The organism is Enterobacter sp. Sphag1F (assembly GCF_014193275.1).
In the GTDB taxonomy this organism is placed as follows: Bacteria; Pseudomonadota; Gammaproteobacteria; order Enterobacterales; family Enterobacteriaceae; genus Pantoea; species Pantoea symbiotica.
Map to the genome: position 1 here is coordinate 457,910 of NZ_JACHZD010000005.1, position 23,014 is coordinate 480,923.

Genomic DNA, 23,014 nt, shown 5'->3' on the forward strand with positions numbered 1-23,014 from the left:
GAGCCTGCTTTTCACTACTTCAGGCGAGGTGATTCTCGCGTACCTGATCAGGGAGAGTTGCTGGGCCAGCTATCTGATAAGATCACTGAATTACAGATGCTCAATGCAGAGTTGTCGGGTCTTTACCAGGCAAAGAGACAAATCACAATGGAACTTCGCGAAGAAAATAAAAAAATCGAGATGTTTGCTTTGCAGGCTGCCAGCTATGAACTTCACACCACGGACGGAGGAACGACGGTATATCGATCTAAGAAACCTGCCGACCAGGATGTTCAGCATCACTATCTTTGTGCTCACTGCTACAGCAGCAGCAAGGTATCGATACTTCAGCCGAAGCCAGAGCGCAGCCAGCATGCCGGCTTTTTTATTCATTACTGCCCTCAATGTAAAAATGAATACAAAATGCAGAAAGTGCCCTTTCACAAGTTGTACCAGAATGTAAGACCGCTTCCCCATTAAGTACGAATGAAACATGTTCGGATACTCTTCCCAAAAAAAATCCCGCCGATGGCGGGATAAACGTGTTCAGGATTATTATTACCATACGATGGGACTGAATGGTGTTTGTGATACTTTCAGATCGTGAGATGCCAGGCGAAATACATCGCACGTTATTTATAACGAGTAGCAGAGCTCATTAACCTGAATAAACGCAATGCTCTTATTCAGGCTCAGGCGACTTTTCACACCCACAGCATTTGGGACGTAAGTCCGGGTGTAATGCATAAACAGGTTCAAGAAATTCACTGATGATATAGTCAAGCGCGGCCTGCACTTTTTCCATGTACTCCTCCGAATCTTCCCTGGTCACTTTACCTTCTGCTTCATACTTATAAATATAACCCGCTGAGCTACTCATCTCACGTACGACCATTAAAACGGTTTGTTTAATGCTGACTGCTGCTTCACGATGTTTCATAGGTGCTCCTTAGATGATAAGCCTGTTCAGGCTCAGATAACGGGGGGGATAACTAACAAATATCGCTTGTCAGAAACAGCGGGTGGTTTTCAAATCTGGTAGTTCGTTTAACCCGGATAAAAAAATTCCCGCACAAGGCGGGAAAGGTTCAAAGGAATGCAGGTATGCGGTCTGATAACTCACGCCCGGCAAACTGGGCTAAATCGCAACCGCGAAGTGACTAGACGAGGAGTCAGAATTACTTCCTGACGTAGAATTTATAATCTAATCGTTGTTCGTTTTACTGAAAAAATTCATCCATTCGTTTATTTCATCTCACCTCTGTAATGATTTTTTTGATTAGCAATAATCAAGGCTTGCCGGTTTTCATCACGTAAATCGAAAGGCAGGATGATTTTTGCTTGAGAGGTTTGCTTTGCCCGAAACAGCTGCGTCGAACATCACGAATCCTGGCCAGATCAAAATCACTGGCATGCCGGTGATAAGTCTTGATGTGGGTTAATGGAGTTCGAGGGTCGAAGCGTCTGTTGCAAAGCGGGCATACAACGGTAGTGCGTTTCATGCTTCCTTCTCCAACAAAGGACATGGCACTGGCTAGCGCCATCTCGTTTGTTGCGAGTAGGTTGGGTTTTGCCACTTCGGGATATCGCACTCCTGTGCTCCTCCCGCCCGACTTTACTGTGCCGTTCAGTGAATAAGATTATAATGAACTAAAAGTACGAGATTAATCAACCAAAAGGTGGGCTTTGTATTTAAATTTAAGCTATTTTCGGTTCAACATTATGATAATTCGAAGGTTATTTTTTTGCTTTACTACTTGTTGAAATCAAATGTAAGTGACATCGGCAGGATCTGGAGTGACAAAGCTCAATCTGCTCTCAACGACCACCCCTAAAAATTTGCAGCTATCATCTATTTCTACGACCCCATAGCTACTATTCAGAGATTTGAGGTATCTATGATTGGTGCCTTCGTCTATTACAAGTTTTTTGAATGTTGCTTTCTTAGCAGCGGGTATTTGAGCAATTACGAGGTCGCCATTAGTTGGCTCTCTCTTAGTTTCAACCAGAATCATACTAGCTTGAGGTACACAAAGCCCTACAGGCGAAGTCATTGAATCATCCTCGACTATTAGCCAATACCCCTCATCAGTATCCAAGATTGAACCGCTTGCATAACGTCTAAATCTGACGAAGTCGGTTTGGTCAATATTCCTGAAGTTTTCAATGTCTGACCAATCAATAAGAGGGAAACTCCCTCTTGTCAGGGCTTTATATAGTCTTAACTCACCGGCCTGAGCCATTTCACCGTGCTGTAGGTATAAAGGGTCAACGCGTAAAACCTTAGCCAATGAAAGCATCATGGCTGGTCGTGGCAATGATTCGCCTGACATCCATTTACTTACCGCTTTCGAAGAAACGCCCAGCTCTCGGGCAAGCTTCATCCCCCGTCCATGCGGCGGATAGTTTGCTTCATTCAGTGCTTGCACGAGTCTCTTAGAGAACTCTTGTCTAATTTTATCACTTTGTACCATGAGTACGATAATAACCGACTTGATAAAACTTACAGTTCAACTTAAAGTGAACCTAAAGTACTAAATGGAGGTTTTATGTCTGAACTTAATCATGCAATAAAGTCAGCTGGAGTAGCGGAAGTTGCAGCCGCCTGCGGTATTAGTCCGAGGGCTGTTTACAAATGGCTGAAAAAAGGATCGCTTCCAAAAACTGAATTTTACGGTAAGACCAGCTATGCAGAAAAAATTGAGCAACTTACCTTAGGGCGATTTGCTGCCAAACGATTATTGGCAGAAAGTCAGGCTCAATTGTTAGCTGAGTAAATTTTCCGGGCACCAATCGGGCGCCCAACTCCAAATTCTCAATATCTAAGGAAATTATTCAATGGAACTAACAAAAACACGCAAATCAAATGGATTGAGTGTGCATGGTCGTCATCTTCTTGCCCAGGCTCACAAAGCCTTGCTACGAACCCGTCAAACAGAGGTTGCTAAACGACTTAACGTAGCCGATTCAACAGTGCTGAGACGAACAGAGAAATACCCTGAAATCATGGAAACGCTGGCAGCAAGTGGGGTGGAGGATTTCGTGTTGAGGGGAGAGATGAAAGTGCCACTGGAACAGTATCGATGGCTTCTCACCGTGGCCATACAGTTTGCCGAGTGCGAACTGGAGCGCACAAAAGAGAAAACCCCGGACTGCGCTAACAGTACCGGGGTTTAATGCAGAACAGTTTCGTCAGAAACCATCCCAATTATGTCAGCAGCAACCGTGCAAGTAAACGGCTGCGATTTGAGTTAAGGGTCAGGAAATGTTCGCCAAAAAAATGAAGTCGCCAGAAGTTATCTCATCCCATCCCAAAGTGCATTTGATGGCACAGCATCTCCTGATTCCCCCTCGCTCAGTAAGTGAGGGCATTCACCGTTTAAAGCCGGAGGGCAGTATTCGTGATAAACGCGATATCACTGTGGCTGGTCTGCTTAAGTTCTGGTCTGTTGCGAAACATCATGCCCGAAACGGTGTGATACCTGATGCTGATCTCTCATACATCGATGCTGTCGTGAACCATCCCGGTTTCGGTCAGGCAATGCAGAAAGTAAATTTGGTTAAGTATGACAAGCGGAGAAACTGCCTGGCGCTTCCGGAAATGAAAGGGGAGCAACAAAAGATTGAAGGCAAAAAATCTCAGGCTGCATTGAGGCAGCAGCGCTACCGTATGAGGCTTAAGGTCAGGAACTGGATAGTTGAGGGAAGGCGGGCTGCTGCTGAACTTGCTAATAGCTCACGTTTTAAAAATCAGACTGTCGTCATAAAGCATGATGAGGTTTATGACGAGGAGGGAAGGCTGCTGAAATTAGGTTCAATTACTGTCGATGGCAAAACGACGCACGTTGGTTACTGCTATCCCCAACATAAAACAACTGATAAGCATGGCCGGCCATCCTGGGCATCAGACATATCGATCAGTGATTCATGTGATAAGCCGGGCGTCACCAACAGCGTAACGCCCGGTGATTCTGGCGTAACGCAGAGCGTCACCAGTAGCGTAACGCCAGCTGATTCTGGCGTAACGCAGAGCGTCACCGGCAGCGTAACGCCCGGTGATTCCGGCGTAACGCAAAGCATCACCAGTAGCGTAACGCCCGGTGATTCTGGCGTAACGCAGAGCGTCACCGGCAGCGTAACGCCCGGTAATTCTGGCATCACTCAGAGCGTCACCAGTAGCGTAACGCCCGGTAATTCTGGCATCACTCAGAGCGTCACCGGCAGCGTAACGCCCGGTAATTCTGGCATCACTCAGAGCGTCACCAGTAGCGTAACGCCCGGTGATTCTGGCGTCACTCAGAGCGTCACCAGTAGCGTAACGCCTGGTAATTCTGGCGTAACGCGAAACGTTCCTTGCGGGCTCACGCGTGTTAAACCTTCGCGCGCGCGCACCCGTTTTAGTTTTTTAAGATCTAAAACCTTAAAATCAAAACCTAAAACAACACACATCGCGCGCGAGAAAATTTTATGGCCTGTGGATAACTTCGACCCCAACAGCAAAATCACGTTGACCCCTGATTGGCTGACTAACTTCCCAGCCCCCTGGGTGAGCAAGTCCTCCCCACTTACAACCCGGCCCAGCGGTTGTGCCTTCGACGCCATGCACAACGTGACCCAGAGCGTGACGATCCTGAGAACAGGAAACTCCGCCACTTGTGTAACTCGCAAACGTGCCGCACATGGCTCAACGGCAGCAGGCAATGCACAATCAACTGAGCAGGCTAAATTCAGGCTTGACCCACACTGGACAACCTCAAGCCAGTTTCTCAAACATGCCCGGCATATCGGCATCGAGCTTGATTCTGACGCATCGATCTATGAGCTGAGCGAGTTTGTAAATTACTGGATGGAAGAGGGCGCACTGCACACTCAGAAGCAGTGGGAGACGAAGCTGGCACGGTTTATTGGAAAGGGGCGGAAGAGGGAGGCTAAGCATGCTAAACGCCGTCAGGACTTTACAATTCCAACCAGCATGGATTACGCCATCCCGCATGGGTTTCATGGGGGATGATCAGACAACCGCGAGTAAACCGGTTTTACTTGATGAAAAATGGGAACTCGTACGGCAGCTATGAGCGAAGAACGGACGTTAAAATTATGGCGACCGGGAAGTTCTGCCACATTAGACATAACACCTCTGTTATGAATCGGCAGAAGCCAGCTCCGCAAGCACCCTGAGCACAGAGCGGGGGTCTGCCGAGCAATATTCCATGACGCCTAACCAGACGATTTTTCGTTTGTCGAAGCCCTGATGGTAAAACTGATAACGAAGTCCCGGAGCGCAGACGAGAAGTACAGGATCGCGCGTTATCAGAACCTCAATATCTGACTCGGTATCGTCAGCAATAACCCGGTAATCCGCGCCGAACTTATCCAGCTCCCGTTGAAGGGATTTAATAAACTTTTCGGTAAGCGTGAACGGGAAATAACCTCTTTGCAGCGGAGATCGTCCCAGCATGGGGCTTGGACTGTGAACAACGTAGATAGCTTTGCTTGTCATAACACTCCCTGTAGTTTGTCAGTTTACCAGACTACAGACTGTCAGCTGTAGCGCTCAGGTGTCCAGCAAGCATATACCATAACACTTCTTTCCTGCACCGCCGCGCCCTCAGCGCGATCCTGACGCGATCGGGTCGTTTCCGGCACCTTTTTACCGGCCAGAATCCTGAAAAACGGCCATGAAGATAACGGCGCATCTGAATTATTATGTGGTGAGATTTACTCTCCACCGATTAGTGCTCGCAGGTGCTGGAAACGTCCGCTCCTGGCACTAATCGGAAGTTCTAACATTAACCACTTGATGCGATGTTTGCATTTGCGCACTTCACACCCAGAATTAGTGGAGGACGAAGCTGGCAGGTTTATCGGGAAAGGTCGGAAGAGAGAGGCTAAGCGCGCTTCAGGGCGTCAGGATTTCACAATCCCCACCAGCATGGATTATGCAATTTCAGATGGGTTTCATGGGGGATGATCAGACAGCCATGATTAAAACAGATCCTTTAGTGAACATGGGAGCCAGGAGAGCTGCTAAGAGCGAAAAGCGGACATGACTAACAGCATTATGTATGAATCGGCGGGGAGCAGGTCAGGACGTACCTGACAGAAATTCTTGATTTTTACCTGTTCAGGGCATTACATGATCTCATTGGTGAGCGTGTTTGTGGGGGAAGCCTAAGGCATTATTCTAGAGTTCATATATAGTGCATCTAGCAACTGTTCATTAACCATAGCTGCTTTGTTAGGTGCACCTTGTTCTTCTACATCAACATCTGAAGTATCATTACCCCCAGATAAAACACCAGCAATAGTTATAAATCCCACTGAAGAGACATCCTCTAAATTTCCTATGAACAATGGTGCTCCACTCATCCCTGACATTGTTTGACAGTAATGTTGAAATCCTCCAACTTCATCTGCACCTTTGAAACATAAGAGTGAGTTGTCCATCATTATGTTTTTAAAGTAATAATATGGTTTTTCTTCTTTGTTGATTATTCCATGTAGCAAATCGTTTCTTGTTGCTAAATCCTGGTATCCAATTATCGTAAGATATGTCTGTGCGTCAATGTGTTCGGCAATTTTAACTTTCAATTCTGGGTTTTCTAGTATTACTGGGTTTTTCAACACAACGACTATGACATCATCTCCTAATGAGGGTTGTTCATGTATTAGTTCTATGGTCTTTATGCCGTCTGGGGTTAGCTCTCCTGAAAGTTCTCCATCGTATTTGTCAGCATCTTCTCCTGATAGTAAATGAATGTTTGGAACAAATTTAAGATATTTGTTTCCTGATTGTAATTTGCCATCTTCATTGTAATTATGGGCCATAAAGCAATGTCTGGCTGTGATTACTAAGTTTTTATCTATTATTGTCCCCGTGCATGCTGGAGTGCTCTTGGAATCACCATTAGCAAATAAAAATAGTCCTATTCTATCAACTATTCGATGGTCGACCACTTTAATTGATGCTGATAAGCAACTACTTACATAGTCGTTATATGTTTCTATACATTTTGCCGCCATGGACTTATCATTTTGTTTGGAGTTTGATATGCATAAACTTTGAAATGAATTCAGAAAGTTTCCGGATGAATAAGTATCACCTGTAAACTTTCTCGGAATTCTTAATGCGTCAACAGCAGTACTACATAAGTGAGTTTTGTTTTTTAATGGAGAATCTAATGTACCTTTACTACTTAATGTTACTTTCAATATGGGTTCGCACTCCTTTCCTTTATTTATCATTGGCTTGCCGATCATTAAGGCCCTGAGATAAGCAGTGCATACCGGAATATCTTTTGGTTCTATTTTATTGAACATGGTATTTAATGCTTTCTCAGGGTTTGAAGGAATGCAGGTTGGACAGCCCCCTCCCCATTTCCCTGAAGGACTGTTAAGTCTAGATGAGTCAAACAACTCTTCTGGAGTCTCTTTTATAAAGTTATTATCCCTGCCAAAATCTTTAAGCTTTTCAAGCCTAAAGCCTTCATTCATTACAAATGCATTGCCTGGCGTGGCGAAAGATGCTGATGTTTGAAAGAGATTAAATGATGAAGTCAGAATAAAAAATACAATAAATATCCTATTCATTATTTTTTATTCCAATTCTAAATAACTCAGCCTCGAGCTCCCTCCTTATTAATAGCCCTTTAGTTTCGGGCCATAATTTTTTCATTGACTCTATTTGCTCTGGTATTTTTGAATACTCCTTCTTGCTCATTAAAATAGCTATATTATACATCTCTTTGCGTCTCTGTGTGTTGCTGGTATCCGCACCTCTATTATATACTAGCGATGCTAACGCGCCACGAGCGGATGGTGGCAGTAACTCAAAGTTTTTAAATGTTGATTTTGTTTGAGCTATTAAAAATGGGAGGTAGTATTCAAATTGTTTACTGGCTGAATCCCAATTAATAGTTAATTTTTTTATTTTATTAGTGCATAGCCTTCCATCTTCCCCTTTTTTTCCTGCGCATGCCATAAGCCCTTTTATTGTTTCCTCTGGAATGTAATTAATCCAGGCGTCATATATAGATTTTTCACTGCTATATCCTATGTCATACCCGAAACCTACAGTTGCACCTGATGCTCCACCCGGCCAGGTTGGGTTTTGGAGTTTTTTATCATAATTACTCTTCCCAGTGACTTCGAAATAAATAATAAGTTTCTTAGCTTCGGTTGATATTTTTAAGTCAGATCTTGGGCCAGTCAGTTTACCCATTGTTTCTACTTTAAATATTCTACCTGCCTCTGGCTCTTTATATTTTTTTGCATTGATAACATCATTAAAAGTGACGCTTTTTAGTTGCGCATTGAATGCATCAAACCCATCAGCTAGCACAGGGCATGTGGGAACTAAACTCAAACTAAAAAAAATATTCAAGAAAATCTGATTGTTACGCATAAATGACCTCAACTGAAATCATTAAGTGAGAGGCTTGATTGAATAGTAGTCACTTACTCTTTTGATAAGAGTAGAAGCTTTATCAAGGTATGTGATCTTTTTTGTGATTTTGAGGCTTCCTTCACTATTTTACCCACCGAGAAATCGATGCATAAATAATTAAATATTTTCTTAATCAGATGTTTATTGGCATTTCGGTGAAGTGATCGAATTTTACTGATCGCCAGACCATCGCCGTTTTCATACAAGGCGATGAAACACATTAAGTTGGCCATCAACGTCCGCTTTTGGCAGTGAGTTTAATGGGAAGCAGATCCCCCCCATGCTTGAATTGTTTTAAACAAATGAAACGTAGAGTTTTGTTGTTCTATTCTAGCTGTGGTCATCTTGAAGAAGATAAGGATAAAGAGCTTTATTGTTCTCAGTCCTTGTCGACGTAAAGTGTCTCACATCCGACTGGAGTTAGATGTGAATATGTAAAATAATATGGATATTGAACTATGAAAAATCAAAAAAATAGCATCAAAAAAGCTTTAGATGTAGTCAGCTTTTTACATGTCGTAGGACATCCTCGACTCTGGATTACCCGCTTCTAGGTAGGTGTTGAGGGTGAAGAAGAGTATTACTACGCCATTGTTGACTGGGATCACCGCATTTTGGCCGACTGGGACGCGTCTACGCATCAATGGGACATGAGATATGAGGCTTGGAGAGTAGTACCAGATTCTCGTGATGATCTACCTGAAGATGTTCTTGCGGAAATTGTCTCATACGAACAATTGTTTCAGTTATCGTTAGTTGAATCATTTGCGTAACTATAGGGGGGCTTTGCCCCAATTTTCTTTGCCTTTCTGGGGCCCGCTTGGAAAACGGAAAAAATCCTACGTTAAGCTTGGTTTTTGAGCAGCTATGACCAGTAGCTATGAGCGAGGAGCGGACGTTTATTCGATGATGTAGTATTGCGAAATACTTCACTGATTGGCAGTTCATTGCCCTAAAAATTTAGACCAGATAGTGAGCTCAATACCAACTTTTAACTATTCAGGAAGACCATTATGACGCGGCGATACACACCAGAACAAGCCGACAGGATGCGTAAAAGAAGATACTGGTTTTACGTTGATGGTGAGCGATTCAGCAGTGCAGGTGCAGCGAACAAACACGTAGGTGAACGCATCTTTCATGCCGCCTGGAGAGCGAACTTAATCGCAAATTCAGGCGGTGAGTCGATGCAAATTGGCGATCGAACACTCCCCGTCCAGAGAGGAAAATATACCGTTGTGCTTGAGCGACGTAAGGATCTCTCTGATAAATCCGTGAGTGATTACGCAGCTGCACGTAAGAAACTGCAAAGCGCTGGCTGGACGGACGATGAACTTGACGAAATGGATGATGGCGAGATTTGGCTTGAGTACAAGAGTGAACTTGAGCGGGAAAAGCTCGACGTACCTCATTATTCCGGTCATAAAAAATATACCCGAGCTGAAGTTAGGCAAGTTCAGGGACGATTCAGGTGCGCAGTTCTGACCAACTGGGAAAATCAATGCGCGATTTCAGGTACACGGCTCGCGCTTGAAGCGGCACATATTATCAGCTACGCGAGTGGGGGTTCTTCAAGAGTAGAAAATGGCGTCTGCCTTGCCGCAGATTTACACAAGCTTCTTGATAAAGGCCATATGCAAATTGAGACGGGCTGGGTCAGACTCTCCGATGAAGCAAAAACCGATCCACGCTATGCTCATCTCGAAGGGAAGCCGCTTCGTAAGCCACTTATTAAGGTTACGTTCTAACCGAGCAGATCCAATGCGTCTTTCTTGCACTGTTGGACGTCGCATTAAATGGTAGGCGTAGTCATTTTCAGCTTTGGTTCTTTTATATGATTTTTGGAGCACAAACTATTATGAAAAAAAGTGGCATCTGAAAATATTATCGGATATACAACTACAATTTCAGCAACGTCCGCTTTTGGCACAAAGAAGACCTGGATCCAGGTGGGCAGGATAAAGGTTTTGTCGTAGTGAAAATGGGTGAGACAGTATTTTTTTCTTAAGTTTTTGCATTGGGTGCCGTTTCGCTGGTAATGTTTAAAGTTATGCTGGGGGGAATTCTAAAAAATAATATTTGAATAAATTTAGATGTTCATTATCTAATCGTTAGGGGGTGATTAAATAGCATAAATATAAACGCATCATTCAACTCCCGAGGTTTGATAAGATATAATGATTAGAGATGATTGAATCAAAGGCTGTTTATTTTATGAGTTATCCCTAACAATAAATTATTAACTCTATCGGCTTTGAGATTTCATATATGGCCTCTCCAAGATCGCAGCGGCGCCGTTTAAGCGTTGCTAAGTCTGCAAACGAACTCTGTCAGTGCCTTGATTGCTGGTGGCACAAGTCGGTGACCGGGATAGTAAAGGCATAACTCCCCAAGATTCACCTGCCACTCAGGCAACAGATGTATCAGTCTGCCCGCTCGCACATCTTCAGCAACGTGTCGTTCTGCAACACAAGCAATGCCTAAGCCAGCGAGTGCAGCGCTATGCAAAGAGGCTGCATCGCTGACGGCGAAGCGCGGCTCGCCCTGCAAGACGTATCGGTGCTCGCCGGAGATAAGCTCCCAGCGATAAATGCTGCCGTCAGACATGCGCATGCACAGGAGCTGATGCTGACTGAGTGCATCAGGAGTGAGTGGCAATGGCGTTTGCGCAAGGTAATCCGGCGCGGCTACCACAATCATGCGTAATGCCTGGGTCAGTTTGATCGCAACCATATCGACAGGTACATCTTCTGTCAGCCGGACGCCGGCGTCGAAGCCCTCGGCGACAATATCGACCTGCTCTTTCTGACTGTAAATATCTGCGCGGATACGCGGATAGCGCTGCAAAAATGGCAGCAGTATCTCGTCGTACCATAGCAAGCCACTATCCGGTGGTACGTTAAGGCGCAGTACTCCCGCTGGATCACTGGCTTCACTGCTGATTTCGTCTGCCGCAATGCGGATTATTTCCAGCGCCGGGGCTATTCGTTCTAAATAGCGCCGTCCCGGCTCAGTAAGCGCCACGCTGCGGGTGGTGCGGTTAAACAAGCGTACCCCCAGCTTTCTTTCCAAACCTGCCACGGCATTGGTTACAGCTGAAGGGGATATCTCAAGTTCACTGGCCGCCGCTTTGAAGGTGCCGCGACGCGCCACAGACAGCACTATTTCCAGTTCGGTGATACCTGTACGGCTCATGAATTATTCCGTTTTACGCAATACCCCTTGCAGGGGAAGGCGGATTATCGCCACCAGAGGGACATGTTACTTTTCCTGAACGCAAACCTTTCAGGAGCTCAACCGTGCACATCATCGAACATATCTATATCAACGGCAATTTCGTCACGCCTGATGGCAATGAATGGATCGATATTATCAATCCCGCCGACGGCAGCGTAATCGGGAAAGCTCGCCTCGCAAATAGCTGCGACGCGGAACGCGCCATATGCGCTGCTCATGCCGCCTTTCCAGCGTTTGCCGAAACCCATGTAGCGGATCGAATCACCCTGCTCGAACAGATGTACGCGTCTGTGAAAGCGGCAGAGGCTGAGCTGCACGAGGCAATTTTGCTCGAGTATGGCGCCCCATCATCGCGCTCGCAATGGATGGCTAGTTACCCTGCACAGGTGATTCGACATGTCATCGAAGAATTAAAGAAATATCCGTTTACGCAGCAGGCGGGGCGTGCCACCGTTCAGATGCTGCCGCTGGGCGTGGCAGGATTGATCACTCCCTGGAACAGCAATGCTGGTTTTATCTGTCACAAGCTGGCCACGGCTGTAGCGGCAGGCTGCACCACCGTGATCAAGCCCAGCGAATTTAGCGTCCTGCAGACGGATGTGTTAGCCCGGGCGCTGCATCGGGCTGGTCTGCCTGACGGCGTGTTCAATATTGTCACCGGTCGCGGAGACACGGCAGGGCAAGCTATCAGCACCAGCCCAGACGTGGCGAAAATCTCTTTCACCGGCTCAACCGCCAGCGGTAAGGCCATCCTGCGCAGTGCGGCTGAAACCTTCAAGCGCGTCACGCTGGAACTGGGCGGAAAGTCACCTACGCTCATCCTGCCGGATGCAGATGCGGCCACTGCTGCTGAATTGGCCGTTCAGGCCGGATTTATTAATAGTGGTCAGGCCTGTATTGCCGGAACGCGGATCCTTGTACCGGCGCAGCGTAAAGCAGAGTTTGAACAGGCGCTGACGGCAGCGGTCAGTAAACATCGATCCGGCGATCCGGCTGAGTCTGACACCTCTATTGGTCCAATGGTGAATGAGAAACAATGGCAGCGCGTGCAGCGCTATATCACGCTGGGAGAACAAGAGGGCGCGCGCCTGCTGGCAGGCGGCACCGGACGTCCTGAAGGTCTGCACGATGGCTGGTATGTTAAACCCACGCTGTTCAGCGATGTGACCAACAATATGCAAATTGCCCGTGACGAGATTTTTGGTCCGGTGCTGTCCATTATTGCTTACCAGGATGAAGCGGAAGCGATTGCTATTGCTAATGACACTGACTACGGTCTTTCAGCGCTGGTGATTGGGCAGGATGTGGGTCATGCTCGGCAAGTGGGCGAGCAGATACTTGCCGGACGCGTCATGATTAATACGCTGGCGCATGAGCCGCGTGCGCCATTTGGTGGCTTCCGGAACTCGGGCATCGGCCGCGAAATGGGGCAGTGGGGGATTACCGCTTTTCTAGAACCTCGTGCCGTGACGCTGGCGTAACAGCTTAAAAAGAAAAATCTTTATAATCAATGGAAAACAGGTCGCCGTTCATGGCGACCTTTGTCATAGCGCCGATCATTTAGAACGTGGAGGCCTGAGGTTTCACTCTCTCTATGCCCGGGCATCTTTCAGCAGTTGTTCAATAACCTTCTCCTGCTCTGCGTAGTTTCCTTCGCCAAAGCTGGTATAGCGCAGCTGACCATGCGCATCGAAAAGATAGTGCGCAGGCCAGTACTGGTTACCAAAGCGATTCCAGATAGCATAATCATTATCTGCCACCACGGGATATGGCAACTGCCACTGCCTGATAGCACGACTCACGGCTTTCTCATTGCGCTCCCAAGGATACTCTGGCGTATGCACGCCAATCACCACCAGTCCCTGTGCCTGATATTTGTTCGCCCAGTCGCGGACATGCGGCAACGTGTGCTGGCAGTTGATGCAGTCATAGGTCCAGAAATCCACCAGCACCACTTTGCCTCTCAGTTTTTCAGGCGTGAGCGGCGAGCCGTTCAGCCACGCAGTTCCCCCATCCAGAGAGGGCAGAGCACTGCTGGTTTGCGGCAGCGTCACGGGTTCCAGGCGAACCATTGTTTCCGGTTTGGTCATCCAATGACTCATCTTCTGCTCAAGATTCTGTGCAAAGGCTGGCGCGCTTTGCAGCAGGCTCACGGAACCACTGCCGATCAGCGCGACTGATGCCAACATCAGAATGCCAGCTCCCTGACGCAGACGTGCTGTAAAGGCCAGTCCGGGGCGAAGCCGCGTGACCAAACTGCGTCCGGCTAACCAGATCAGCCCCAGCATGACGGCTGCGCCGCTGCCGTAGGCGGCAAGCAGCAGACTAATCGATACCGGATTTTTTGCCACAACGGCCAGACTGAGTATGGCACCAAGTACCGGTCCGGCACATGGCGACCAGAGCAGGCCGGTTGCCAGACCTGCCAGCAGGGCCGCGAACAGGCCGCTGCTGCGGTTGCTGGCGCTGTTGAGGTTGTTACCCAACGCGACAAATGGTCGGGTAATGAACTGCGCTATGCGTGAAGAAAGCAGCGTCAGCGCTGTCAGGGTCAGAAACAGCAGAGCAACCCAGCGTCCGGTTGCGGTTACGCGGGTGACCCACTGGCTGGCTACTCCCGCCAGCAACGCCACAGCAGTGAACATAATGACCATACCGCTCAGCAGCGCCAGCAGCTGGCCTTTACGACCGCGCACGCTGGCGAACACAAACGGAATCACCGGCAGGGTGCAGGGACTAAGCAGCGTCAGCATGCCGGCCAGAAAAGCAATAAACAGTGACATAGTCAGCTCCTTACTTAGCCTGTACGGCAGCAGTGATGATGCGCGCCACGTCGTCCGGATGGCTTACCATTGAGACGTGGCTGGATGTCACCTCTCGCGTATGCGCATGGATTTTGTGCGCCATGGCGCGTTCCAGAGCGGGATTGATCATCCGGTCCTGCGTGCTGACCAGATACCAGCTCGGCTTCTGCGACCAGGCCGCCTGCGTCACCTTGTCACCAAATGCGGCGGCTCGGATCGGCCCCTGGGTGACCGACATAAGCTTTTGCTGCGCGGGAGGCACATCCGGCGCAAAATCATGGGCCAGCGCCTTTGGCGGCAGATAGAGAAAGCCATCAGCGGATTTTGCCAGACTCGCGCTACCCGGAGGAGCCGGATAAGTGCCGGCGAGATCTGCGGTCGTCTGGCCCTTGTCCGGCGCGAAAGCAGCGACATAGACCAGCGCTTTAACCTTTTTATCGTTGCCCGCTTCGGTAATAACGGTGCCGCCCCAGGAATGTCCAGCCAGCACAACATCGCCTTTGGCCCATGCTATTGCGCGCTGCGTGGCGGCAATGTCATCCTGCAGGGACGTCAGCGGCAGCTGTACGGCAATTACCTCGTAGTTTTTGGCCTGAAGCTTCGGAATCACGCGATCCCAGCTGCTACCGTCAGCAAAGGCGCCGTGCACAAGCACGACAGAGTGGAGTTCGCTGGCGTATGCCAACTGAGCGCCAGAGAGGGCCAGCAGGCCCACAGAGAAAAACCTGACAATTGCTTTCATAGGAAACTTCACAAAGGTGGATGAATATCTGCCTGCTGGCAGTACCTTCATTAAACCCACCGCATGTGTTCAGCCTGTTTCCGCTAATACCGGTTTTGTCGGATTGTATGTGTAACCGCCCGTGGGATACAAAAGGCTACAAATCGGTTTGTCGCAGCGTGACGCACGCGTCAAGCCCACCCTCTGGACGATTGCTCAGATTTAGCGTGCCGGACATCTGGCCGACCAGCTGGCTGGCAATTGCCAGCCCGAGTCCGGTTCCGCCGGTGTGACGGTTGCGCGAACTTTCCACGCGGTAAAAAGGCTCCAGCACCGCTTTCAGTTCATCGTCGGGTATGCCAGGCCCGTTATCCAGAACGTGAATGGTGATGCTCTCCTCGTGGGGGGCGCATAGCTGAATCTCCGCTTCGCTGCCGAATTTGAGGGCATTATCAATAAGGTTGGTCATGACACGGTGCAACGCCTGCGGCCGGACGGCAAAGGTGTCCTGCCCACTGCAGGGCACAAAGGAAACCATTTTTCCTACATCCTGATAGTCGCAGGCAACGCTGTCGAGAAACGCATTCAGGCTGACTTTCTGGCGTTTCTCCTCCCGTACATCAGAAGAGCGCGCATAAGCGATACCTTCGCGCACCAGCTGGCTCATATTATCGAGATCGCTTAGCAACTTTTCGCGCAGTTCCAGCTGTTCTGCCATTTCCACGCGCAGCTTCATGCGGGTGATGGGGGTTTGCAGGTCGTGAGAAATTGCTGCAAGAATCTGCGCGCGCTCTTTAAGGTGATCCTGAATTCGCGTCTGCATGGCATTAAATGCGCGTGCCGCTTGCTGCACTTCCGCCGGCCCGCTCTCTGCCATCATCTGAGTACTGCCGGTCGGCTTCAGCGCATTGACTGCCTGCGTGAAGCGCACAAAAGGCCGCACGACCTGCCGTACAGCCAGCCAGGCGCAGAAAAGTAGCAGCAGCAGCTGACCTGTCAGCACCAGCGGCAGCCAGCGTGCAATGGCAGGCATGCGTGGCCAGAGGTCGAGCGTCAGCGGTGCGCCATCATGCAGCGTCAAATGTACCTGAATATGCTCGCGCGTGCCTGGAATGGCGTGGATGCTCATCTGGTAACGTCCGGCAAGTGTCTCCTGCAAGGAGCGTACCGCGCCGAGTGATCGCCAGCTGGTGGGATAGGGGCCTGGTTCGCCTGGCGACAGCTCGTATCGGTAATTAGCGCGTGCCAGCTTCGCCAGCCACAGAGGTCGCTCCGCTGCGGGTAATCGATCCAGAATGGCCACGCTGGTCGCAACATCATATTCAAGGTTACCCAGCATGACGGTTTTGGCACTACTCATGCGTTCTATCATCAGGCTGATTAGCGTGGAGGTATTAGCCAGCAGCAGTCCGCCAAGGACAATAATCAGCAGGCGCGACAGCAGCGATCGCGGCCACAGCTTCATTCATACGCCTCTTTTATTACTACCGGCGCGGCCAGCACATAACCTTCACTGCGCACTGTTTTGATATAAGCCGGCTCGCGCGCATCCTCACGCAGCCGCTGACGCAGTCGGCTGACAAGCAGATCGATAGAACGTTCGAAGAGCTCGGCATCGCGTCCCTGGGTCAGATTGAGAAGCTGATCGCGGTTGAGCACGCGATGGGGATGGTCAAGAAATACGCGTAGCAGGCGGTACTCGGCACCGCTCAGTGCCACGATGACGCCACTGCTGTCAATCAGATGGCGCGAAGAGGTATCAAGTTGCCACTCGCCAAAGGCAATAAGGCGTCCGGCTTCTGTAATCTGTAAATTTGGCGGCAGCGCCCGGGTGCGCCGCAGGATCGCTTTAATACGCGCCAGTAGTTCGCGCGCCACAAAAGGTTTAACAAGATAGTCATCCGCGCCCATCTCAAGTCCGAGAATCCGATCGGTGTCCTCGCTGCGCGCGGTCAGCATCAGCACCGGCAGATTACGCTGAGTGTCGCTGCGTAACTGGCGGCACAGCGTCAGGCCGTCGTCTCCGGGCATCATGATATCCAGCACGACTAAATCGATATGCTGCGACGTCAACACAGCGCGCATTTCACGCCCGTTAGCGGCACCGGTTGCGCGATAGCCGGACTTTTCGAGGTAAGTGGTGACCAGAACGCGTATATCGCGGTCATCGTCGACGACCAGAATGTGATCGGTGTGCTCCAAAGCATTCTCCTTCTTGCGATATACGCAAACAGACCGGCTGGTGAGAACCGGTCCCGTGAATAAAGACGCCGTTACATGGCTGCGGCATCCGTGATCGCTTTGACAAAGTCCTCCGGATCTTCAGCCGGTGGATTGTGTCCGATATTACCGGTGAAGGTCCGGTGTTCATATTTTCCGCTGAACTTTGCCCGGTATGCTTCAGGTGCGGGGTGAGGCGCGCCGTTATTATCGCCCTCGATGGTAATCGTTGGCACAGTAATTACCGGCAGAGTCGCCAGCTTTTTCTCATAAGCATCATACTTTTGCTCGCCTTTTTCCAGACCCATACGCCAGCGATAATTGCTGATTGTGATGGCAACCTGATCTGGATTGTCCAGCGCTTTAGCGGACTGATTAAAGGTCGTCTCGCTGAATTTCCAGCCTGGTGAAGCCTGCTGCCAAATCAGGCGGGCAAAATCATGCGTGTTTTGCGCATAGCCCTGCTGGCCCCGCTCGGTGGCAAAATAGAATTGATACCACCACTGTAGTTCCGCCTTCGGCGGCAGAGGTTTTTTGCCCAGCTCCTGGCTACTGATCAGGTAGCCGCTGACGGATACAAGTGATTTCACCCGCTCTGGCCACAGTGCGGCGACGATATCAGCCGTTCGTGCGCCCCAGTCAAATCCGCCAAAAACAGCCTGTCTGATGTTGAGCTCATCCATCAGCGCCACCACATCAGCAGCCATTGCCGAAGGCTGGCCGTTGCGCGGGGTGCTGTCTGACAAAAAGCGCGTGCTGCCGTAGCCACGAAGCCAGGGTACGATAACCCTATAGCCCCTGGCTGCCAGCTTCGGCGCCACGGAGGCATAACTCTGGATGTCATAGGGCCAGCCGTGCAGCAAAATAATTGTTTGCCCATCGCGTGGGCCAATATCTGCATAACCCACATTGAGCACGCCGGCTTTTACCTGATGAATTTGGCTGAATGCGGCGGCATAGTTGGTTTCTGACGAGGCAGCGAAGGCTGAGCTTCCGACGCTTATAGCCAGTGCGGCAAGCAGTGACTTGCGAATTAATGAGTTCATAGCAGTGTTCCTTAATCTGTCAGTGATGCCCGGCTTGTAAGGGGACGATGAAAGTGACGGTTTTGCTGTCGAGTGGTTTATGGGTTGGATCGGCAAGAATAAGGGTCACCTTGTGCTTTCCGGCGGGCAGCCCGACCAGAATGACGGGCTCACCGCTCGTATCTGCCCAGTGCCACGGATTGTCATCAACGATCACGTGAATATGCCCAATGCGCGGGGTGATTTTCAGCGCATCGGGACCAAATACTGGCTCGATGCGCAGATTCTCTGCCCGGTACTGAATGAAAACCGCCCCTTTGCGCAGCGGACCAGCGAGTGGCGCGTCAACAATCAATTTTGCCGGAGGCTGAGGGTTTTCCAGCGGCGCGACGGCAGCCGGCCCCAAAACATCGTTGGCGCTCAGGTCGCCAAGCCTGTCGGCCCAGGCACAGGTCGCCGAAGCGCCCATCAGCAATGATGAAATCAGTAATCGGGTTAACATCGGATATCTCCACGCAGTTATTTGATGCGTAAAGAAGAACACGGCAATGTACAGGTGATATGTTCAAAATTGCGGGTTGTGCAACGGGGTGTATGTGTCCAGCAGGTTGATACACTGCGATACAAAAATAATATAAAGCCACTTAGCCAGGTTATAAGAATGATCAGGGCTTAGTTTGCGAGTATTGCGGTACTATTTTTTAACCAAATCTATGTTTATGATAGGAAAATTTTCTGTTGGCACTTGGCGGAAGTTCTTCGCCATGTCAGCAGAGTTAAATGCAGAAAGTACCATAAGCGTTCATGTGGGCTGGTTTATCTACGGGCACTAAATAAAACCAGAATACCAGTCAGACTCTCCTCGCCTAAAAACTTCCCTTCCTGTTAGAAGTGGCTGGCTGATTATCGTCAACACGTCGGGTCAATACTGTAGAACTTATTATCCACAATTGTGGGTAAAAGTTATGATTGAAGAATGGTACTCAACAATAGTGAGGCGTTTTTTAACGATGACTGACCTGAATGTCTTGAGAATTTTTATCGCAGCGGCTGAGCTTGGAAGTTTTTCTGCAGCAGCGGTCAGACTCAAATTAACGCGTTCTGCTGTTGCTAAGGCTATTGCCCGGCTCGAACAGAGCACAGACACCCGACTTTTCCAGCGAACAACGCGAACCATCGTGCTGACCGATGAAGGTCGTATACTGCTTGAACGGTGCGCTAAAACCATAGAATACCTGGAAGATTCCCTTGAAGATATGTCCTCAAGGCGAAACGAGCCCAGGGGTATATTACGCATGACGCTTCCTTCCGCTTTTGGCAGAAGTGAGGTCATGCCGGTACTCTCAAAGTATCTTCATCGCTGGCCCAGGGTGGATGCTGAGGTCAGTTTCAGCGATCGTACGATTGATTTAATCGCTGACGGATTCGACCTCGCAGTACGGTTAGGGGGATACAATATCAATGAAGATCTTGTCTCCAGAGTGATTGCACGCCAGCGTTTGAGTCTCTGTGCATCGCCATCGTACCTTGAAGAAAATGGTATACCCAGAACCTTGGCAGAGATAAAACAGCACCAGGGGATCCACTTCTCACAACACGGTAAACTGCTCCCATGGCAACTAAGAAACGATAGGGGGGAGGAAATACAAATGGAAACTTCCTGCAGAGTCAGATTTGATGCTGGTGAAGCGCTTAGGGATGCCGCAGTTGCCGGATTCGGTATTGCTCAGTTGCCCGAATTCCTCCTCAGAAAAGCTGTTGAAGACGGCAGACTTGTCAGGATTTTAGAGGAGTCAGAACCTGAATGGATGCCTGTTTTGGTGCTTTATCCAACAAGAAAGTTTATGTCACCAAAGGTGAGGCTGTTTATTGATAGTCTTGTTGAGGCGAAAATATAAAGTCAGTTGGGATTGCGTATAATCCTTTTACGCAATCTTCATTAACATTAATTTCCTGGTCTATCCACTTAATGATTTATGGCATTTGACGGGCTTCATATGCCAGACGATATTCATTAATACCGTCAATGAAAGTAGTTTTTGTTTCTTGCCAACCCACATCCTGACGGATCTTATCTGAACCTACCCATTGCCAGAAATTAGCCAAACCATGAACGGTAGTGATATCAATTTCCTCTATCGGTGCTTCAAATTCGAGTTCAAGACCATAGGATGCAGCAAGCGCCTCACCAATCTGTTGCGCGGTTTCGTAATGCTGATTTGAGATGTTGTAGGCTTGTTGAGCGATTTTTCGACGGTCTGAATACTCTGCTAGCATGACGTAAGCCTGAGCGCAGTCATCAACGTGTAACGAGTGCATGATGGCATTCGGATCGGCAATCAACTTCAGCGTTTTTTCACTTTGGGATGCAAGTTCAAATAAAGGGCCGTAATGGCTGGAAGAGTGGCCGTAAACAATGGTGGGACGAAGAACGACTGCATCATAAATGGCATTCTTTTGCTCAAGCAGGTAAGTACCGTATTGTTCGCGAGGCAGCAGCTGTGCGGGGGTATTCATCGGGCTACTTTCTGTGTGAGGTGCCAGACCCTCATCGCCATGCTTTTTATCCATCATTCCATAATCTTTACAGCCACTAGTGAACATGACCAGGGAGCGGACACCGGCAGAGTGGCTCATTTCAGCAATCTTTTCGATCATGGTTTTGATCTGTTTCAGGTGTCCGCTCATGTCGCTCCAGTCTTCGGTATTGGAAATGATTACATCGAACACCACGCCCTCTGTTTGTTTCAGAAACGTTAGATCGGCAGGGGAACCAATCACTGGATGTATTTCATTTAAGGCGAGGTCGGGTGCATCTTTTTCATTTCTGATAAGACCATATGTTTTCCAACCTGCTCGGTTAAATGCCTTGGCGATTGCGTTGCCGATGTAGCCGTTTGCTCCAGTAACAAATACGGTTCTTTTTGGTGTAGACATGCTGGTTCTCACTGTTATTGTCATTTAAGTTCTTCACAGCATGATTACAGCACATTCATTGTTGAATGTTTTTCAACAGACTGGGGCTCTGTATTCACCAGAATGAACTTGCATATTCGACCTGTTCCCAATGAATTAAAAAAAGGTTGAGACTGTAAGCGTCTGCTTTGGCACAAAAGTGCTGTATGCGAGTACGAGGCTGCAGCAAGGGACGCGCAGTTCGCGGTGATCAGTAGCAACTCTGTCGCATCGCATGCGGACGAAGGGTGTAATTGTGGTGGCGAACTATTATATGTTCTCTCAACAACGACTATTTCTTAGCCTCGGCTTTTGTTAGGCTGTGCGGCTGGACTACTTCCAGCCGCATTAGCGTTGCCGGTTCAGGAATTTACATGTCTTCTTTCAACAAACATCGACCCTTCATTTCTCTTTCTCGTCGTCAGCGTCGCAAAAAAGTCCTCGAGCTCAAAAACCGTATTTATCGTGAACGTCATCGCTGCGGCGGGGTGTTTCATGATGATTGCGATATCCAGCACTTCGAAGATAAACCCGACCACATTTGGGCATGGAGTTACATCTATTTTGTTGGCTGCGATCCTGCCGACCTCTGGAACGCTGAAATCATCACAGCCAAACTGGCGTTTCAGGATGCGGTGCACGACCTGGCATTCAATGAAGCTTGGGCAATGCTTAGTCAGCACGAACAAGAAGAAGAGGCGCGATACGAAACAACACCTAACGTAAACAGCACAGGCAAAATCATCAGCCATACCCTTGTACACCGAAAAAAACAGACCTATGCGATTTTTAGAGGGCTGACGCTGTGGCAGTTTATCGAAAAGCGTGAGCGGGAAATAGCACATGATGAACCGCCGAAGGTTGTTTGTGGGTATCAGTTTCTGCCGGGGTTCGCATATGGGCATGGGTTACGGATGATTGTTGATTCTGAGGCGTTGAGTGTGCGGGTTATTGAGGAGGCGATTAAGAATTTTTTGGGGAAGAGTGAATGTCGTGGCTTAGTGAAGAGCGGTGTAAGTGGGGAGGTTTTAAAGTGCGGGTGTGTTCATCCATGATGGAATAGGAGGGGGATATTTTTACCTCCATCCCAGATTATTATTTCCCAGTTGATTTACTCGGTTTTAATCCTGGGGTATTTCCGGGAGTGTCTTTGTTATCACGTCGACGTTGATCAGGCTTTCCTGTCGATTTAGCTATTGGTTTTGGACCAGGTTTAAGACCCATGATATCTATCCTTCAGATGTTAAGAGGGGAAGCTCTCATATCTGGTTTATGGGATAGGCCTATGAATATCAAGAGGATTCACAAGCTAAACAATAGTTAGATTATCATTTTTTGATCGGTGTCAGTTTCTGGCTTACAACGTTACGGTCAATCCGGTTAAGGTCCGTTATGAGCGAAAAGCGGACCTTACCGTCGGTGACTGACCATTATACAAATGCATTCACAACTCGCGACCGGGCGCGGTGCCTGATACTCTCATACCGATTAGCGTAAACAAGGAAGTCTTATGCATACCAAAAACATCTGTGCCATGATCGCATCAACGTTTTTACTGACGTCATTCTGCATCCCGGTGTCCACAGCTCAGCCACAGTCCAGCGCTACTCAACAGCCAAACCCGCCG

Annotated in this window: 22 protein-coding genes; 8 read left to right on the forward strand and 14 right to left on the reverse strand. The window is 48.8% G+C overall.

Going from position 1 to position 23,014, the window contains the following annotated elements:
* Window positions 1–57 precede the first annotated feature (57 nt).
* Window positions 58–459 (forward strand): hypothetical protein, encoded by a 402-nt coding sequence (locus FHW71_RS18245; protein ID WP_179452301.1) that lies wholly within the window; start codon window positions 58–60, stop codon window positions 457–459.
* 202 nt (window positions 460–661) lie between these two features.
* Here FHW71_RS18245 and FHW71_RS18250 read toward each other — a convergent pair whose 3' ends face one another.
* The 3 genes from FHW71_RS18250 to FHW71_RS18260 all read right to left on the reverse strand — a co-directional run bounded on the left by FHW71_RS18250 (window position 662) and on the right by FHW71_RS18260 (window position 2,363).
* On the reverse strand, window positions 662–919 hold the full coding sequence (locus tag FHW71_RS18250; protein WP_008109341.1) for a hypothetical protein: 258 nt from the start codon (window positions 917–919) through the stop codon (window positions 662–664).
* 349 nt (window positions 920–1,268) lie between these two features.
* The gene (locus FHW71_RS18255) at window positions 1,269–1,571 is read right to left on the reverse strand and encodes a hypothetical protein (RefSeq protein WP_179452300.1); all 303 of its coding nucleotides are present in this window, start codon (window positions 1,569–1,571) and stop codon (window positions 1,269–1,271) included.
* Between the two features lie 174 nt (window positions 1,572–1,745).
* Window positions 1,746–2,363: an XRE family transcriptional regulator gene (locus FHW71_RS18260; RefSeq protein WP_179452299.1), complete on the reverse strand. Its 618-nt coding sequence runs from the start codon at window positions 2,361–2,363 to the stop codon at window positions 1,746–1,748.
* A 165-nt stretch (window positions 2,364–2,528) separates the two neighbouring features.
* Between FHW71_RS18260 and FHW71_RS18265 the strand changes: the two genes are divergently transcribed.
* The 3 genes from FHW71_RS18265 to FHW71_RS18275 all read left to right on the forward strand — a co-directional run bounded on the left by FHW71_RS18265 (window position 2,529) and on the right by FHW71_RS18275 (window position 4,990).
* A complete protein-coding gene (locus FHW71_RS18265) occupies window positions 2,529–2,756 on the forward strand; it encodes a helix-turn-helix domain-containing protein (RefSeq protein WP_179452298.1) in 228 nt (75 codons plus the stop codon).
* A 61-nt stretch (window positions 2,757–2,817) separates the two neighbouring features.
* Window positions 2,818–3,156, forward strand: a complete 339-nt coding sequence (locus FHW71_RS18270) for a hypothetical protein (RefSeq protein ID WP_179452297.1) — start codon at window positions 2,818–2,820, stop codon at window positions 3,154–3,156.
* Between the two features lie 88 nt (window positions 3,157–3,244).
* Window positions 3,245–4,990, forward strand: a complete 1,746-nt coding sequence (locus tag FHW71_RS18275) for a DnaT-like ssDNA-binding domain-containing protein (RefSeq protein ID WP_179452296.1) — start codon at window positions 3,245–3,247, stop codon at window positions 4,988–4,990.
* 129 nt (window positions 4,991–5,119) lie between these two features.
* Here the strand turns inward: FHW71_RS18275 and FHW71_RS18280 are convergent, their stop codons facing one another.
* The 3 genes from FHW71_RS18280 to FHW71_RS18290 all read right to left on the reverse strand — a co-directional run bounded on the left by FHW71_RS18280 (window position 5,120) and on the right by FHW71_RS18290 (window position 8,383).
* Window positions 5,120–5,479 carry a hypothetical protein gene (locus tag FHW71_RS18280; protein ID WP_008102179.1) on the reverse strand — a complete coding sequence of 120 codons (360 nt, stop codon included), beginning with the start codon at window positions 5,477–5,479 and terminating at the stop codon, window positions 5,120–5,122.
* A 671-nt stretch (window positions 5,480–6,150) separates the two neighbouring features.
* A complete protein-coding gene (locus FHW71_RS18285; RefSeq protein WP_157179233.1) occupies window positions 6,151–7,473 on the reverse strand; it encodes a trypsin-like serine protease in 1,323 nt (440 codons plus the stop codon).
* 88 nt (window positions 7,474–7,561) lie between these two features.
* Complete coding sequence (locus FHW71_RS18290) at window positions 7,562–8,383, reverse strand: hypothetical protein (protein WP_008102173.1); 822 nt, start codon at window positions 8,381–8,383, stop codon at window positions 7,562–7,564.
* Window positions 8,384–9,438: 1,055 nt separating this feature from the next.
* On the opposite strand from FHW71_RS18290, the gene FHW71_RS18295 reads away from it, so the two are divergent.
* Window positions 9,439–10,173: an HNH endonuclease signature motif containing protein gene (locus FHW71_RS18295; protein WP_008102168.1), complete on the forward strand. Its 735-nt coding sequence runs from the start codon at window positions 9,439–9,441 to the stop codon at window positions 10,171–10,173.
* Between the two features lie 550 nt (window positions 10,174–10,723).
* Here the strand turns inward: FHW71_RS18295 and FHW71_RS18300 are convergent.
* A complete protein-coding gene (locus FHW71_RS18300; RefSeq protein WP_008102166.1) occupies window positions 10,724–11,620 on the reverse strand; it encodes a LysR family transcriptional regulator in 897 nt (298 codons plus the stop codon).
* 104 nt (window positions 11,621–11,724) lie between these two features.
* Between FHW71_RS18300 and FHW71_RS18305 the strand changes: the two genes are divergently transcribed.
* Window positions 11,725–13,143, forward strand: coding sequence for an aldehyde dehydrogenase family protein (locus tag FHW71_RS18305; RefSeq protein WP_008102164.1), 1,419 nt, complete (start codon window positions 11,725–11,727; stop codon window positions 13,141–13,143).
* A gap of 111 nt (window positions 13,144–13,254) precedes the next feature.
* Here the strand turns inward: FHW71_RS18305 and FHW71_RS18310 are convergent, their stop codons facing one another.
* From FHW71_RS18310 to FHW71_RS18335, 6 genes are all read right to left on the reverse strand, one after another.
* Entirely contained in the window at window positions 13,255–14,445 is a 1,191-nt protein-coding gene (locus tag FHW71_RS18310; protein WP_008102162.1) for a cytochrome c biogenesis protein/redoxin, read from the reverse strand.
* A gap of 10 nt (window positions 14,446–14,455) precedes the next feature.
* Window positions 14,456–15,208 carry an alpha/beta hydrolase gene (locus tag FHW71_RS18315; RefSeq protein ID WP_008102160.1) on the reverse strand — a complete coding sequence of 251 codons (753 nt, stop codon included), beginning with the start codon at window positions 15,206–15,208 and terminating at the stop codon, window positions 14,456–14,458.
* A gap of 136 nt (window positions 15,209–15,344) precedes the next feature.
* A complete protein-coding gene (locus FHW71_RS18320) occupies window positions 15,345–16,652 on the reverse strand; it encodes an ATP-binding protein (RefSeq protein WP_008102159.1) in 1,308 nt (435 codons plus the stop codon).
* Complete coding sequence (locus FHW71_RS18325) at window positions 16,649–17,389, reverse strand: response regulator (protein ID WP_008102157.1); 741 nt, start codon at window positions 17,387–17,389, stop codon at window positions 16,649–16,651. The genes FHW71_RS18320 and FHW71_RS18325 overlap by 4 nt, the downstream gene beginning before the upstream one ends.
* Before the next feature lie 71 nt (window positions 17,390–17,460).
* Window positions 17,461–18,453 carry an alpha/beta hydrolase gene (locus FHW71_RS18330; protein WP_008102154.1) on the reverse strand — a complete coding sequence of 331 codons (993 nt, stop codon included), beginning with the start codon at window positions 18,451–18,453 and terminating at the stop codon, window positions 17,461–17,463.
* Between the two features lie 19 nt (window positions 18,454–18,472).
* Window positions 18,473–18,901 (reverse strand): DUF6130 family protein, encoded by a 429-nt coding sequence (locus FHW71_RS18335; protein WP_085982345.1) that lies wholly within the window; start codon window positions 18,899–18,901, stop codon window positions 18,473–18,475.
* 496 nt (window positions 18,902–19,397) lie between these two features.
* Between FHW71_RS18335 and FHW71_RS18340 the strand changes: the two genes are divergently transcribed.
* A complete protein-coding gene (locus tag FHW71_RS18340) occupies window positions 19,398–20,330 on the forward strand; it encodes a LysR family transcriptional regulator (RefSeq protein ID WP_202948695.1) in 933 nt (310 codons plus the stop codon).
* A gap of 76 nt (window positions 20,331–20,406) precedes the next feature.
* Here FHW71_RS18340 and FHW71_RS18345 read toward each other — a convergent pair whose 3' ends face one another.
* Window positions 20,407–21,369, reverse strand: coding sequence for an NAD(P)-dependent oxidoreductase (locus FHW71_RS18345; RefSeq protein WP_008102148.1), 963 nt, complete (start codon window positions 21,367–21,369; stop codon window positions 20,407–20,409).
* 392 nt (window positions 21,370–21,761) lie between these two features.
* On the opposite strand from FHW71_RS18345, the gene FHW71_RS18350 reads away from it, so the two are divergent.
* Complete coding sequence (locus FHW71_RS18350; protein WP_179452295.1) at window positions 21,762–22,442, forward strand: hypothetical protein; 681 nt, start codon at window positions 21,762–21,764, stop codon at window positions 22,440–22,442.
* Window positions 22,443–23,014 lie beyond the last annotated feature (572 nt).

What these genes read in the sequence shown, in the direction of transcription:
- FHW71_RS18250 (WP_008109341.1), bottom strand. Translation starts at nt 919, where the DNA reads ATGAAACATCGTGAAGCAGCAGTCAGCATTAAACAAACCGTTTTAATG.
- FHW71_RS18260 (WP_179452299.1), bottom strand. Translation starts at nt 2,363, where the DNA reads ATGAAGCTTGCCCGAGAGCTGGGCGTTTCTTCGAAAGCGGTAAGTAAA.
- FHW71_RS18265 (WP_179452298.1), top strand. Translation starts at nt 2,529, where the DNA reads ATGTCTGAACTTAATCATGCAATAAAGTCAGCTGGAGTAGCGGAAGTT.
- FHW71_RS18270 (WP_179452297.1), top strand. Translation starts at nt 2,818, where the DNA reads ATGGAACTAACAAAAACACGCAAATCAAATGGATTGAGTGTGCATGGT.
- FHW71_RS18275 (WP_179452296.1), top strand. Translation starts at nt 3,245, where the DNA reads ATGTTCGCCAAAAAAATGAAGTCGCCAGAAGTTATCTCATCCCATCCC.
- FHW71_RS18280 (WP_008102179.1), bottom strand. Translation starts at nt 5,479, where the DNA reads ATGACAAGCAAAGCTATCTACGTTGTTCACAGTCCAAGCCCCATGCTG.
- FHW71_RS18285 (WP_157179233.1), bottom strand. Translation starts at nt 7,473, where the DNA reads ATGAATGAAGGCTTTAGGCTTGAAAAGCTTAAAGATTTTGGCAGGGAT.
- FHW71_RS18290 (WP_008102173.1), bottom strand. Translation starts at nt 8,383, where the DNA reads ATGCGTAACAATCAGATTTTCTTGAATATTTTTTTTAGTTTGAGTTTA.
- FHW71_RS18295 (WP_008102168.1), top strand. Translation starts at nt 9,439, where the DNA reads ATGACGCGGCGATACACACCAGAACAAGCCGACAGGATGCGTAAAAGA.
- FHW71_RS18300 (WP_008102166.1), bottom strand. Translation starts at nt 11,620, where the DNA reads ATGAGCCGTACAGGTATCACCGAACTGGAAATAGTGCTGTCTGTGGCG.
- FHW71_RS18310 (WP_008102162.1), bottom strand. Translation starts at nt 14,445, where the DNA reads ATGTCACTGTTTATTGCTTTTCTGGCCGGCATGCTGACGCTGCTTAGT.
- FHW71_RS18315 (WP_008102160.1), bottom strand. Translation starts at nt 15,208, where the DNA reads ATGAAAGCAATTGTCAGGTTTTTCTCTGTGGGCCTGCTGGCCCTCTCT.
- FHW71_RS18320 (WP_008102159.1), bottom strand. Translation starts at nt 16,652, where the DNA reads ATGAAGCTGTGGCCGCGATCGCTGCTGTCGCGCCTGCTGATTATTGTC.
- FHW71_RS18330 (WP_008102154.1), bottom strand. Translation starts at nt 18,453, where the DNA reads ATGAACTCATTAATTCGCAAGTCACTGCTTGCCGCACTGGCTATAAGC.
- FHW71_RS18335 (WP_085982345.1), bottom strand. Translation starts at nt 18,901, where the DNA reads ATGGGCGCTTCGGCGACCTGTGCCTGGGCCGACAGGCTTGGCGACCTG.
- FHW71_RS18340 (WP_202948695.1), top strand. Translation starts at nt 19,398, where the DNA reads ATGATTGAAGAATGGTACTCAACAATAGTGAGGCGTTTTTTAACGATG.
- FHW71_RS18345 (WP_008102148.1), bottom strand. Translation starts at nt 21,369, where the DNA reads ATGTCTACACCAAAAAGAACCGTATTTGTTACTGGAGCAAACGGCTAC.
- FHW71_RS18350 (WP_179452295.1), top strand. Translation starts at nt 21,762, where the DNA reads ATGTCTTCTTTCAACAAACATCGACCCTTCATTTCTCTTTCTCGTCGT.